This is a genomic window from Rheinheimera sp. 4Y26 (assembly GCF_025245835.1).
GTDB lineage: Bacteria > Pseudomonadota > Gammaproteobacteria > Enterobacterales > Alteromonadaceae > Pararheinheimera.
Genome location: NZ_JAOBWS010000008.1, coordinates 163,818 through 177,678, shown reverse-complemented (window position 1 = coordinate 177,678; position 13,861 = coordinate 163,818). Strand labels below are relative to the sequence as shown.

Annotated in this window: 14 protein-coding genes; 7 read left to right on the top strand and 7 right to left on the bottom strand. The window is 47.2% G+C overall.

The window, feature by feature from the left end; genetic code table 11:
- The first annotated feature begins 87 nt into the window (after positions 1-87).
- The 3 genes from N3Z11_RS12105 to N3Z11_RS12095 all read left to right on the top strand — a co-directional run bounded on the left by N3Z11_RS12105 (position 88) and on the right by N3Z11_RS12095 (position 4,035).
- On the top strand, positions 88-729 hold the full coding sequence (locus tag N3Z11_RS12105) for a 5-formyltetrahydrofolate cyclo-ligase (RefSeq protein ID WP_260657438.1): 642 nt from the start codon (positions 88-90) through the stop codon (positions 727-729).
- Between the two features lie 87 nt (positions 730-816).
- Entirely contained in the window at positions 817-2,145 is a 1,329-nt protein-coding gene (locus tag N3Z11_RS12100; RefSeq protein WP_260657437.1) for a hemolysin family protein, read from the top strand.
- 183 nt (positions 2,146-2,328) lie between these two features.
- Positions 2,329-4,035 carry a M28 family metallopeptidase gene (locus N3Z11_RS12095; protein WP_260657436.1) on the top strand — a complete coding sequence of 569 codons (1,707 nt, stop codon included), beginning with the start codon at positions 2,329-2,331 and terminating at the stop codon, positions 4,033-4,035.
- Between the two features lie 129 nt (positions 4,036-4,164).
- On the opposite strand, the gene rlmM is transcribed toward N3Z11_RS12095, so the two are convergent.
- From rlmM to mutY, 6 genes are all read right to left on the bottom strand, one after another.
- A complete protein-coding gene (rlmM, locus tag N3Z11_RS12090) occupies positions 4,165-5,235 on the bottom strand; it encodes a 23S rRNA (cytidine(2498)-2'-O)-methyltransferase RlmM (protein WP_260657435.1) in 1,071 nt (356 codons plus the stop codon).
- Between the two features lies 1 nt (position 5,236).
- Positions 5,237-5,656 (bottom strand): hypothetical protein, encoded by a 420-nt coding sequence (locus N3Z11_RS12085; RefSeq protein WP_260657434.1) that lies wholly within the window; start codon positions 5,654-5,656, stop codon positions 5,237-5,239.
- Entirely contained in the window at positions 5,634-6,308 is a 675-nt protein-coding gene (locus tag N3Z11_RS12080; protein WP_260657433.1) for an alpha/beta family hydrolase, read from the bottom strand. The genes N3Z11_RS12085 and N3Z11_RS12080 overlap by 23 nt, the downstream gene beginning before the upstream one ends.
- Entirely contained in the window at positions 6,305-7,240 is a 936-nt protein-coding gene (locus N3Z11_RS12075) for a transcriptional regulator GcvA (RefSeq protein ID WP_260657432.1), read from the bottom strand. The genes N3Z11_RS12080 and N3Z11_RS12075 overlap by 4 nt, the downstream gene beginning before the upstream one ends.
- Before the next feature lie 38 nt (positions 7,241-7,278).
- A complete protein-coding gene (locus N3Z11_RS12070; protein WP_260657431.1) occupies positions 7,279-7,554 on the bottom strand; it encodes an oxidative damage protection protein in 276 nt (91 codons plus the stop codon).
- 86 nt (positions 7,555-7,640) lie between these two features.
- Positions 7,641-8,669 (bottom strand): A/G-specific adenine glycosylase, encoded by a 1,029-nt coding sequence (gene mutY / locus N3Z11_RS12065; RefSeq protein ID WP_260657430.1) that lies wholly within the window; start codon positions 8,667-8,669, stop codon positions 7,641-7,643.
- Between the two features lie 133 nt (positions 8,670-8,802).
- Here mutY and trmB point away from each other — a divergent pair, with 133 nt between their 5' ends.
- Positions 8,803-9,543 (top strand): tRNA (guanosine(46)-N7)-methyltransferase TrmB, encoded by a 741-nt coding sequence (trmB, locus tag N3Z11_RS12060; RefSeq protein ID WP_260657429.1) that lies wholly within the window; start codon positions 8,803-8,805, stop codon positions 9,541-9,543.
- Complete coding sequence (locus tag N3Z11_RS12055) at positions 9,543-10,577, top strand: class I SAM-dependent methyltransferase (RefSeq protein WP_260657428.1); 1,035 nt, start codon at positions 9,543-9,545, stop codon at positions 10,575-10,577. Before trmB ends, N3Z11_RS12055 begins: the two co-directional genes overlap by 1 nt.
- Positions 10,578-10,698: 121 nt before the next feature.
- Here the strand turns inward: N3Z11_RS12055 and N3Z11_RS12050 are convergent, their stop codons facing one another.
- On the bottom strand, positions 10,699-11,109 hold the full coding sequence (locus tag N3Z11_RS12050) for a DUF3293 domain-containing protein (protein ID WP_260657427.1): 411 nt from the start codon (positions 11,107-11,109) through the stop codon (positions 10,699-10,701).
- Positions 11,110-11,314: 205 nt separating this feature from the next.
- Here N3Z11_RS12050 and N3Z11_RS12045 point away from each other — a divergent pair, with 205 nt between their 5' ends.
- Positions 11,315-12,952, top strand: coding sequence for a sensor histidine kinase (locus N3Z11_RS12045; protein ID WP_260657426.1), 1,638 nt, complete (start codon positions 11,315-11,317; stop codon positions 12,950-12,952).
- A 179-nt stretch (positions 12,953-13,131) separates the two neighbouring features.
- Complete coding sequence (gene arcA / locus N3Z11_RS12040; protein WP_260657425.1) at positions 13,132-13,839, top strand: two-component system response regulator ArcA; 708 nt, start codon at positions 13,132-13,134, stop codon at positions 13,837-13,839.
- The last annotated feature ends 22 nt before the right edge of the window (positions 13,840-13,861 follow it).

Genomic DNA, 13,861 nt, shown 5'->3' with positions numbered 1-13,861 from the left:
CTCTTTTAAGCCCTTTTAAAACCGCTGTATTCCTTGCTGCTTCTGTGTAAAACTCGTTTTAGTTCAGCACTTTTAATGTAATTTTTGATGACAGATTTAACAACGCCTGCCGACATTAACAGCCAACGTCAGGCCATTCGCCAGCAAGTACGAAAACTTCGAAACGCCTTAAGCGCTGAGCAGCAGCAACAAGCGGCACAGCTGCTGGTTGGCCAGATGTTGCAACTGCCACAAGTGAAGAATGCCACTGCTATTGCCTTGTATTTAAGCAACGACGCCGAGCTTGATACCAGTCCGCTTATTCAGGCCTTGTGGCAAGCAGGCAAACAAATCTACTTGCCTGTGTTGCATCCTTTTGTGCCTGGCTATCTTATTTTTCAGCGTTATCAGCAAGATACCCCAATGAAACTGAACAGGTTTCAAATCCCTGAGCCTGTGCTCAATTGTGTTGATATCATTCCTGTGGCAGCACTTGATGTGATTTGCACACCATTGGTGGCATTTGATGCACAGGGCAATCGCCTGGGCATGGGCGGCGGTTTTTACGACCGGACTTTAGCTCAGCTAGAAACAACAACCCCCGGTAACAGCCACGGATTAACTGCGGCAACACCTGTGCTGATAGGCCTTGCCCATCAGTGTCAGCAGGTTGCCAATATACCGGTTGAAGCCTGGGATATTCCGCTGCCAATCATTGCAACACCGGGTCAGATCTTCAGGCAAAGTTAAAACAGTCGTTTAAATGCCAATAACTGACACTGGTGCTGCCGCAACTTTTTGTTATACTCGCCGCTTCGCAGCAACTTTACGGTTTGTATGGAAATCCTGATCCTCGTTAGTTTAATTCTGTTAAACGGCATTTTTGCCATGTCTGAAATTGCTATTGTCACAGCCCGTAAATCACGGCTCACAGCTCTGGCACATAACGGAAAATCCTCCGCCGCCATAGCGCTGAAACTGGCCGAAGATCCCACCCAGTTTTTATCCACTGTGCAGATTGGTATCACTTCTATTGGTATCTTAAACGGTATCTTTGGTGAAGCTATTCTGGCCGGGCCTTTTGCCATCTGGTTGCAGGAACTCGGCATGCCGGTGGCCTTTAGCAGTGTGTTTGCCACAGTGCTGGTGGTTATTGTGGTGACCTACATTTCTATTGTTGTGGGTGAACTGGTGCCCAAACGTATTGGCCAAATCAGCGCTGAAACCATCGCCTGCATTATGGCTAAGCCTATGTTATTGCTGGCTCTGTTAACCAAACCTTTTGTCTGGTTATTGTCAGGTTCTACCCATGCCTTAATGCGGTTATTTGGTTTTTCCCAAAATCAGGAATCCAATGTCACCCACGAAGATATTCATGCCATGCTGCAGGAAGGTTCAAGCTCAGGTGTGATTGAGCACAACGAACACACTATGGTGAAAAACGTATTCCGGCTGGACGAGCGCAGTATTTCTTCATTAATGGTGCCGCGCTCAGACATCGTATTTCTGGATATTGAAAATTCGATTGAAGATAACTTAAAGCTGCTCACCCAGTCGCCACATTCGCGTTTTCCGGTGTGCCGTGGTCATGCCGATGATTTAATTGGTGTGGTATCAACCAAACAGCTGCTGGTGCAATCGGTATCCGGTAGTCTGACCGATTTAGCAGCGCTGGCACAACCTTGTAACTTTGTTCCGGACAGCCTGACCGGCATGGAGCTTTTGGAACACTTCAGAACCACTGGCAGTCAGATGGTGTTTGTAGTTGACGAATATGGTGATTTAAAAGGTTTAGTCACTTTGCTGGATTTAATGGAAGCCTTAACCGGTGAATTTAATCCGGATGACGGTGAAGACTTAATGGTGATCACCCGCGACGACGGCTCTTTATTGTTAGATGGTTTATTGCCTGTTATCGACTTAAAAGACTGCTTGAATATCAATAAATTACCAGAAGAAGACAGCAACAGATACCAAACGTTGAACGGCATGATTATGTTGTTGCTTGGCAAAATGCCACAAACCGCTGACAAAGTGGAAGTGGGTAACTGGACGCTGGAAATTATTGATATGGACGGCAAACGTATTGATAAAGTGCTGGCGATAAAAAAGCCCGATTATATCGACGCTGATGATTTAAACAGCGACAGCGATAGATCCGGTTAACATTTGCTTACCACTTTTTTAAGCCCGACGCTGAAATTCTACTTTTCGTCGCACAATAAAGACCGCCACTCCGGCGGTCTTTATTGTTTCATGTTAGGCTGCTGCGGCCTTTAAGCCCGGGTCCTGTCAGCTCAGAATAATAACTACAGGTGCTTTAACTGCTCTCTTTTTCAGGAACACAAGATGCAAACCAAAACCCTGATGACGCTGTCATCCATTCTGTTATTAAGCGCCTGCAGCGCAACTTCACCAAGTGCTGAAGCACCACCGGTACCGGCAACAGCAGTTGCTGCCACCAGCCAGGGCGCTGATGCCAACCGTATCGCCGCTCATATGCAATTTTTGGCAGACGACGCACTGGAAGGCCGGGATACCGGCAGTAAAGGCCATTTAATTGCCAGCAACTATATCGCTACCAATTTTCAGCAACTGGGTTTACAGCCGGCCGGTGATAACGGCGGTTTTTTCCAGAAAGTGCCATTAAAACAAAGCAAACTGGTAAACAACAGTGCCAGCCTGAGCTTTAACATCAACGGCAAAAATGTGGTCGTGCCTTATCCAAAACATTTTTTCACCGGCCCAAGCAGCCACGAAGGCAAAGTGGAAGTAAAAGACGCTGAGCTGGTGTTTGTCGGTTATGGCATGGTGTCAAAAGAATTTGGTTTGGATGACTACGCCGGCCTGGATGTAAAAGGCAAAGTAGTAGTGATGCTGCCTGGTCGCCCAAGCAAACTGCCAAGCGAAGAAGCTGCCCATTTAGGCTCGCTGAAACAGCGTCTGGCCGCTGAGCATGGTGCCATTGGTATCATCACACTGCACACACCACAAGAAGAGAAAACCCGCCCTTATGCCAACAGCCTGATGTATTTAAACTCGGCCCGGGTACGCTGGGTGAATGACAAAGGTGTATCAGAAGGTGATTATCCGCAGTTAAAAGCCGGTGCTTATTTGCATATGGAAGCGGCTAAACCTTTGTTCGACGGCGCCAAAGAAAGCCTGGACAGCATTTTTGCCAAACTGGAGAAAAAACAAGTTCCAACAGGTTTTGCGCTTGATGCCAAAATGAGTTTCAGCCGCGAATCAAGCCACACGGACATTCAGAGCCAGAACGTGGCTGCAGTGCTGGAAGGTTCTGATCCAACGCTGAAAAACGAATATGTGGTGGTGACAGCCCACTCCGACCATATTGGTATTGGCAACGACTTACGCTCTAAAGACAAAATTAACAATGGTTTAATGGACAACGCCGCCGGTGTAGCCATTTTGCTGGAAACTGCCCGGTTATATAGCCAGGCACCGGTTAAACCAAAACGTTCTATTTTGTTTGTGGCTGTAACAGGTGAAGAAAAAGGTTTATTGGGTGCTGATTATTTTGCCCATCATCCGCTCAAACCAATGCAGTCGCTGGTGGCTAACGTTAACCTGGATATGCCGGTGTTGTTGTATCCATTTGCCGATATGATTGCTTTTGGTGCCAATCACTCCACTTTAGGTGCTGTAGTAGACCGTGCCACTGCCAAACACGGCATTAAGTTAAGCGCTGATCCTATGCCGGAGCAGGCCATTTTCACCCGTTCAGACCACTACACGCTAGTGAAAAAAGGTGTACCTTCAGTGTTTTTAATGACAGGTTTTACCTCTAAAGATCCAGCGCAAAAAGGCGGTGAGATTTGGGGTAAGTTTTTTGCCAAACATTATCACAAGCCATCTGATGATATTGCCGGCCTGACCAAAGACTTTGGTCCTATCCGTTATGATGCCGGCGCTTTATTTGCCGACATTAACTACGCCATTGGCGAAGAAATTGCCAACAGCGCACAAAGGCCACAATGGTTAAAACAGTCGTTTTTTGGTAATACTTTTGGCCAAAGTTACAATATGCAAAAGTAACATGGCGCTGTTAACCCCTGTGCAGACAGTGGGTTAGACAAAAAATAAGGCCAGCTGATGCTGGCCTTTTTTATACTGTTTCAGACTAAAACAAAGTTTCAGCTTTACCCAAACCAGACTTTATCCAACTTAAACCTTACACAAATGCACAGTCACTTCTTCGCGGTCGTGGTACAGATGTTTAGCCTGGAAACGCACTTTTAAACCAGCCTCATCAAAACGGCTTTGCATCTGGCCCAGGACTTCCTGCAAAGTTTCGTAGCGTTTTTTCATCGGCAGTTTTAAGTTAAAAATACTTTCCTGACACCAGCCTTTGATCAGCCAATCGCAAATCAGTTGCCCTACTCTTTGTGGTTTTTCAATCATGTCACACACCAGCCAGTACACATTACGTTTTTCCGGCTGATATTTAAAACCATCCACCTGATAATGTTTAACCTGGCCTGTGTCCATTAACTTCTGATCCATCATGCCGTTATCTATCGCCACCACCATCATGGAGCGGATCACCAGCTGATAAGTCCAGCCACCAGGGCAAGCGCCTAAATCCACCGCATTCATGCCGGAGGCTAAACGGCTTTCCCATTCATCACGCGGAATAAACTGCAAAAAGGCTTCTTCAAGTTTTAAGGTGCTGCGGCTTGGCGCGTCGTGCGGGAACTTCAGGCGGCGAATACCGTTTTCCAGCTCACTGCTGTTTTCCGGGTACGACAATGCCAGATAAGCTTCTTTACCCGACAACATAAACAAATGCAGCACAGGCGCCCGCGATTGTTGTTTTGGCAACATCACACCGGCCTGACGCAGACTTTGACGCAGCGGCACTGTTAATTTGCGCGCCAGGGTGGATAACTCTTTGCCTTCATTGGTATCCGGATATTCCACCCTGATATCACCACAGGTGGTAATTTCAGCCGCAACTGCCTGCTGCACTACAGCACTCACCCTGTCGCCGGCTGGCAGTTCAATTAAATCACCAATTAACAGCGCCCACTGGCGGATAAACACCAGCTGCTCAAAAGGGAAATCACGGTAAAAAGCCGCCAGCAGGTTGCTGTCATAAGCTTCAAAAATCACAAAGGCGCTGTTGTCTTTCAGTTTGCAATAACCAAACACACCATGCTGACCGGCTTTGTCCTGAATTTCCGCCGCACATTCTTTTTCAAATCCGGCGCGGCAGTAGAGTATTAGTTGTTTCATGTTATTTCCTGATCCAGGCAGTAGCGGCCAGCAACAGCCAGCACAAAAGCAATAACTGGCCGCCTAAAGGCGCCAGCTGGGAAAAATGTAGCGGCAGGTTTAATAAACCGGCCCACACCGTATACACAAAAAGCCAAAGCCCCAGATGAAAACCTGCAGCCACCAAAGCCGGCAGTATTTTTAAAGAGCCTGCAGTTTCAGTCTGAGCTGTTTGTTGTTGCGCTATAGCAAGCTGCCACAAACTAAGAGCTAATAAAGCCAGGGTCTGAAACGCTAACAGCGCAGTGCTGCTCAGTAGTGAGCTCAGTGCTTTGCCATCCAGACTATGCAAAAACAGATGCGAAATAGCGGCAGACATGCCCACCACCACAGCACCATAAATTGCCGTTAAAGTTAAACTAATTTGCCAGAATTTTTGCATTGATAAAGTCTCTGCAGGCAGTTGCCGCCAGCATAATAAGTTGCTGCTGCGACAGCGGATGTTTTTTTAAGCTTGCTAAATCATGGTCGCCAAAAGGCAGCCAGTGCATATTCAGTTGTGGCCAGCTTTCAACAGGGGCATCTGAGAGCTGCGCTTTACCACCAAATTCGTCCCGTTCCCCCTGCACTATCAAAACCGGCAGCTTCAGCATCGGAAAATGCTCAGTTCTGGCGCCGATGCCCTGCGTTTTTTTGGCAGGCGGACAAAAAGGATACCCAAAACAACAAATAGCCCTAAGTTTTGCCGTGGCTACCAGCGAAGGCTCATCTTCTGCCGCCGCCAGTAAAGTCGCAACCCGTCCCCCCATCGACTTGCCGCCGACCAGCAGTGGCAAATCGTTTGGCAGTTGCCCAATAAAAGCGACCAATTCTTGCTGAAGTACTGCAACCTTAGACGGCGGTTGTTTCTGGCCTTGTAGTGATTTTTGCATATAAGCAAAATTCACCCGCCACACTTCAATCCCCTGTAGCGCCAGCTCTTGTGCTAATAAAGATAAAAACTGCGACTGCACAGCTGCACCAGCGCCATGCAATAACAGCATACGGGCAACAGGCTTATCTGCTGGTGTTATTAGAAAAATATCTGAATTCAATCGTTTACCGCTGCAATATTAAATTGCTGCTCTTTAAAATCTTCCTGCTCGCGCTCAACCAGGGCAATCATCCACTGGCGGAAAGCGGCAATTTTGCCAAGTTCAGTCTGATTGTCGCGGCACACCAGATAATGCGCATCTTTACTTTGCAGCACATGGTTAAAAGGCACTATTAAACGGCCTGAGTTAATGTCGGGTTGAGCCAGCACATTATGCGCCAGCGCCACCCCCTGACCATGTACGGCGGCCTGCAGCACCATGGCGCTGTGACTAAAAATAGGCCCTTGATTGACATTAAAATGTTTAAAACCCTGACTGGTAAACCAGGCTTTCCAGGCGTCTCTTGTGGTGTCGTGCAACAGCGTATGAAAACGTAAATCTGCAGCTTCATTTAAGGGTTTGGCGCGGTTTAGCAACATTGGCGAACACACAGGCACCAGATATTCGGTGTGCAGCTTGTCAGCATGCAAATTACGCCAGTTACCACGGCCGTAATAAATCGCCACATCCACATCGTCAGTCAGCGAGCCTTCTTCGGAGTCCACAGCTCGGATACGAACGTCGATATCTGAATGTAACTCACTGAATAAACTTAATCTTGGCACCAGCCACTGAATGGCAAAACTTGGCTGCAAACTAACGGTTAAGGCACCTTTGGCACCCCGTGCCAGCAGTTTTTCAGTAGATTCATGCAGTTGCAGGAAAATATCTTTGATATCGAGAAAATAACTCTGGCCTTCTTCTGTCAAAAGCAAAGAGCGGTTTTTGCGCATAAACAGCTTCAGACCTAAATGATCTTCCAGCGCTTTGATCTGATGACTGATAGCGGCCTGAGTGACATACATCTCTTCCGCCGCTTTGGTAAAACTAAGATGGCGGGCGGCCGTTTCAAAGGCTTTTAAAGCATTAAGCGGTGGTAAACGGCGCGCCATATCAATTCCTGCTGATGCTGCAATCTGAAAACAAAAACTCAGCTTTTGGCCGGTGGCACATAACCTTCAATGGCCACTTCGGCACCTTCAAATAAAAACTGCTGCATTTGTTCTTCCAGCAATTTGCGGTGCTCCAGATTCATCATATTGAGTTTTTTCTCGTTGATCAGCATGGTTTGTTTGGCCTGCCATAACGAAAATGCTTCTTTACTGATGTTATCGAAAATCTTTTTGCCAAGTTCACCCGGATACAACTGGAAATCCAGCCCAGGTGCCTGTTTTTTCAGATAAAGACAAAATACTTCACGTGCCATAATCTACCTCGGCTTTGCTCTTTGCCATAGGGCGTAGGGAATTGCGCGCATTGTAATCTATTTTTGCCGCCTTTTGCCCTGCTTTGTTATGTTTTGTCAGTTGCTAAGCCAAACTGCTGCTCGATAAAACTGCGGATAGGAGCCGGCAAGCCCACTTTGTTAAGTTCATCTTTGTGATACCAGCTGCCGGCAACTTCTTCCTGCACCTGCGATGCGCCGGTGTTTACCGTCCAGACCGAAGCATCCAGTTTATAGTGGGTAAACTGGTGTACAAAAACACCGTGCAGCTTTGCATCTTCAAGCCAGGGCGATTGTGCTTCGACCTGGGGCAGCGACCAGAGTGACGCCCAAATGCCCTTGTCCGGCCTTTTTTGCAGCAGAATTTTATCCTGCTGCGCAAGCCATAAAAAATGCCCTGGTTTAACCGGAACCAGCTTTTTCGGTTTAGCTGTGGGCAGTTCATCAACCCGGTTTTGCAACAGCGCCTGACAGCTGCCGGATAGCGGGCATTGTTCACAAAGTGGCTGACGCGGTTTACAGATAGTGGCACCTAGATCCAATAAACCCTGGGCAAAACTGCGGCAGTTGTCAGTTGGCGTCAGAGCTTCAGCCAAAGCCCAGAGCTTTTTATCCACCGCTGAGCTTGAGGTGACCCCATCAATGGCAAAATAACGGGCATACAAACGCCTGACGTTGCCATCGACAATAGGACCGTAACTGTCATAGGCAAAAGACATTATGGCGCCTGCGGTGTAACGCCCTACCCCGGGCACAGCCAAAAGCGCCGCTAAAGTTTTGGGAAAAGCGCCCAGCTCACTGATATAAACCGCAGCTTTATGTAAATTACGGGCGCGGGCGTAATAACCAAGGCCCTGCCAATGCGCCATCACTTCATCAGTGCTTGCCTGCGCCAAAGCTTCTATCGTCGGAAAAGAGGCCATCCAACGCTGAAAATACGGAATCACAGTAGCAACCTGGGTTTGTTGCAACATTAATTCCGACACCAGAACCGCATAAGGTGTAGCCGCCAGCTGCCAGGGTAACATATGACGACCATGTGTTTTTTGCCAGCTAACCACCTGATTTTGAAATGTTTTAACTTCTGACTGCAACACGATAACAAATTCCGCTGTTAAGTTGCCGTGCAGTCTAACCGCTACACAAGTTACTGCCAATGCAAAGTCGGTTGAGTGCAAGGCCGTAACAACGCATAATGTGCGCCGCAAAAATTCCCGCCCGGAGCAAAAGATGAACAACACTGAGACTGAAGTTGTGCTGCCAGATGCAGCCTCAAGCGACACCGAACAGCCAAAATATCTGCGCCGGATCCGCAGTTTTGTGTTGCGTGAAGGCCGTCTGACCAAGGGCCAACAACGTAGTCTGGATTTGTTCTGGCCGAGCATGGGCCTGGAACATCAGCCTGAGCCTTATGATTTTGAACAGGTATTTGGCCGCAAAGCCGACCTGGTGCTGGAAATTGGTTTTGGCATGGGTAAATCTTTGGTGGCTATGGCCAAAGCTGCGCCAGAGCTTGATTTTATTGGTATCGAAGTGCACAAACCAGGTGTTGGTGCCTGCCTGGGTGAAGCCGAAACTGAAGGCGTGAAGAACCTGCGTTTATTTGAACATGACGCAGTGGAAATTCTGAATGACTCTGTGGCGGATGGCTCTTTAACCACAGTGCAACTGTTTTTCCCGGATCCATGGCATAAAACCCGCCACCATAAACGTCGTATTGTGCAGCCTGATTTTGTGCAGTTGCTACGCCGCAAATTAAAAATTGGTGGTGTGTTTCATATGGCCACCGACTGGGAAAATTACGCCGAGCATATGCTGGAAGTGATGAGCGCTGCCGAAGGTTATCAGAATCTGGCTGAAGACAAGCAATATGTGCCGCGCCCTGACAACAGACCTTTAACCAAATTTGAAAACCGCGGTGTGAAATTAGGTCACGGCGTTTGGGATTTAATGTTTAAGCGGGTGAGCTGATGTTAACACCACAAAGTCAGCTGCTGCTGCGCAATATCGGCGATTTATCAGGTGCTGTGTTGTTGGTTGAACCTATGGCCGACGACCTGGCGCGCGAGCTGTCACGCGAATCAGACCTTCAGCTTTGTTGTTACACCACAGATAAAACAGTCGCCAACAACTGGCAACAGCAAAGCCAGGCGCCTTGTTATTTTGCCGCTGAGCTTGATGCTAAGCATTTGGCTCCAGGCAAAAAATTCGACACTGTGGTGCTGTTTTACCCCAAAAGCAAAGAGCAGCTGGCCTTTAGTCTGGCGCAGTTAACCCCTGTTATCGACAACAACACGCAGCTTTATCTGGTGGGCGATAACAAAGGTGGCATCAAAAGTTTAGTGGCGCACGCCGAAAAACTGGGTTTGCACGCACATAAACTCGATAACGCCAAACACTGTTTATGGTTTGCTTTAACCGGCCTTGCCGATAAACCGCAGCAAGCCCAGCCGATGGCGCAATTCAAAGCTGAAGTTGCCGGAAAAACGCTGCAATTCTGCTCTTTGCCCGGCGTGTTTAATCACGGCAAGCTGGATGTGGGCAGCGCCATTTTGCTGGAACAACTTGGTTTTATTCAGCAAGGTAATGTGCTGGACTTCGCCTGTGGTGCCAGCGTGATTGGCACTTTTTTGTTGCAACAAGCGCCTGGCATTAAACTTTATTGCTCAGACGTTAGTGCTTTGGCCGTTGCCAGCAGCAAAGCTACTTTTGCGCTGAACCAGCAGCAAGCCCAGGTGATAGCGGCTGATGGGATGCCGGACGGTACGCCGCTGTTTAACCATATTGTCAGTAACCCACCGTTTCATACCGGCTTAAAAACTGATTACAGCGTGGCGGAAAAGTTTATCCGCGACAGTCAGCAAAAACTCATCTCTGGCGGCACTTTAACCCTGGTAGCCAATGCCCACCTGCCTTATGCCGAATGGCTGAAAAGCACTTTTGGCAATGTCAAAGAGCTGGCAAGACGCAATGGTTTTGTGGTGTACCACAGCCGCAAAAACTGATACTAAAAACACATTCCATCGGAGCTGCTGTTAAACCGGCAATAAAATAGGCAGAAACCAGCAAGTTTCTGCCTTTTTTGTAACACCATCTGATAGCACCATCTGATAGCACCAGTGCAGGCTAGCCCTGCAATACAATTTGCCGCGCCAGATAGGGTCCCAGATGTTCTTCTGCCGGGTAGCCCTGCTGTTCCATCAAAGCCGCTACCAGATATAACTGACCAGACTCCACCCAATAAATAGCATTCTGGCGGAATTTCAGTGCCAGACTAAGCGCTTTGTGTTTGTCACAAAGTACAGCCCAGCTTTTTTCCTGAAACGATAAATCCGGTGAAGCACCAATTAAAGTGCGGTAAGGGATATGAGCTTCATCCAGCTCAGTTTCAAATTCACGGTCGAGGGTTAAATTATGTTGCGGGTGGTGCAGGTGTCCGGCGGGGTTTTGTGCACTGATAATGGCAAAATCGATTTGATCGCCCAGTGGCTGATGACATAAAAACACACTGGTTTTGTAGCTTTCCCAAAGATCCATCACAGGCTCCTGTCAGCTTGCTAACAATGTCATTCATCGCATAACACAGTGCAATAACGACTGCAAAAAACCGGCTCACACTGTAACGCCAGACACTATAAACGGCCTTGATAATTTTGTCAGGCCGGTTTGCTTAATTTCCTGAAAATGCATAACATCAAAGTTATAACTATTTGAGCTTGCTTAAGGTTTAGTGACTTTATCAATGAAGCCTTTATTACGCACCACGTCAATTAAAGGGGCTCTGAGCTGGGTTGTCATGCTGATTTGTAGTGTGACCTTGCTGGCTTCACTGACCATTTCTTCACTGCAGGACATTAGTTTTCAGAAGCGCAAACTGGTGGATCAGCTGCACGCTTACGCCAATATTGTGGCTTTTAACTCCAAAGCCAGCATTTTATATGACGACGCTGAGATGGAAGATGGCAGGTTAAAATCTTTTGCTGCTGTTGATATTTTGCACAACATTCACATTTATAAATTAACACCTGAAACAAACCAGCTGACGTTTTTTTCCAGTTATAACAGAAGAGACGTTGGCCCCCACCCCACCCAATTTGACAAAGTTGACGAGCTGTTGGAACCGCACTTTGACGGTGATGTAATAGAACTAACTAAAGCTGTTGATTTTGAAGGTAAAAAAATAGGTTATATCTATCTGCGTGCCAGTCTGACCGAACTGAACAAATACATGCAGAACCGCATTTTGTTTGACTTACTGATCGCTATTATCGCTTTACTCTGTGCGTTTTTTGTCAGCGTGCGCCTGCAACGACGTTTTACCAAACCTATTGAAGCCCTATTGGCGATAGTACAAAAAGTTACCAAAGAAAAAAGTTATTCAGTGCGTGCTCCTGCCGCTGAAATTGAAGAGCTGCATATGCTGGGCCGCGCCATCAACAATATGCTGGACCGCATAGAACAACAATTTAATAAAGTGCAGCAGGCTGAACAGGAAATACGCCAGTTAAACCAGGGGCTGGAGCAAAAAATTAATGAAAGAACCCTGGCATTAAAAAGCTCCAATCAGGACTTACTCAATACCCTTGAAACCCTGCATCAGTATCAGAATCAAATTGTTGAAACGGAAAAAATGGCCAGTCTCGGGCAGATGGTGGCTGGTGTGGCGCATGAGGTTAACACCCCAATTGGCCTTGGTGTTACGGCCTCAACCTTAATGCAGGATAAACTGGCCGATATTCAAAAAGCCTTTGACGAGAAAAAACTTACCTCAAATCAACTGGCAAAATTCTTAAGTGAAAGCGCCGAAAACCTTGGCATTATCTACCGTAATCTGGAAAGAGCAGCCAGCCTTATTCGCAGTTTTAAACAGGTTGCGGTTGATCAGTCCAACGAAAACCGCCGTACTTTTAATATGTTGCAGCTGATGAATGAAGTGCTGCTTTCACTGCGGCCTAATTTGAAAAAGACCCAGCATCAGGTACTGCTGGAGTGTGACCCTGGCCTTGAAATTGACAGTAAACCAGGTCCAATCAACCAGATCTTAATTAACCTCATTATGAACAGCCTGATCCACGCCTTTGAACATATAGAACAAGGCACTATTAAAATTCAGGTCAAGGTTGAGCAAAGCCGCTGTTTTATTCATTACAGTGACAATGGCGCCGGTGTGCCGGAAAACATCAAAAAACGTATTTTTGACCCCTTTGTCACCACCAAAAGAGGTGAAGGTGGCAGTGGTTTAGGTATGCATCTGGTGTATAACCTGGTGACTCAGGCGCTGAACGGCAAAATCAGCCTGGAAAGCAGCCTGGGTGAAGGTGTACATATCCTGTTTGACTTCCCCGTTGTGGTAAAAGCCTCGGCTGCACAAACACTGTAACGCCTTTGTAAGCCCGCCAACAACAGAACCTATTACATTAGACAAATCTAATTGTTAACAAAATCACTTGTTAACATTTGGACCCAAAGCTATAATTGCGGAAAAAATGACAACTGAATGTCACCGGTTCCATCTCGACTTGTTTAAAAATCCAACAAACTTTACATAAGGTTCATCTCATGCAGACGCCTGTGATTTTGATCGTAGAAGACGAGGAAGTAACACGTTTAAACCTGGTCAGCCTGTTTCAGGGTGAAGGTTATGACGTGCTGGAAGCTGTTAATGGCGAAGAAATGCATCAGAAGCTGACTGAAAACAGCGTGAATCTGATTGTGATGGACATTAACCTGCCAGGGAAAAACGGCTTGATTCTGGCGCGGGAATTACGCCAGAAAGAAAACATCGGTCTGATTTTCCTGACCGGTCGTGACAGTGAAGTCGATCGTATTCTGGGTCTGGAAATCGGTGCTGATGATTACCTGACAAAACCTTTTAACCCGCGTGAACTGACCATCCGTGCCCGCAACCTGTTAAGCCGTACTGTGTCTCAGCCTGTGGTTGAAGAGCATAAGAGTATTGTGAAATTTAACGGTTGGACTTTGGATGAAAACAGCCGCAACCTGACCTCCCCTAAAGGTGTGTCACGCCGTTTACCAAAAGGCGAATACCGCGCGCTGCGTTTAATGCTGGACACACCGGGTAAAATTTTCACCCGTGAGCAGCTGATCCGTCATATGACAGGCCGTGATTTACGTCCGAATGACCGTACTGTGGATGTCACCATCCGTCGTATCCGTAAACACTTTGAATCTGATGTGGACAGCCCTGAGCTGATCAGCACCATTCACGGTGAAGGTTACCGTTTTGTCGGTAAACTGGAAAAATAAGCAGTACAAATGCTTGTTGTGA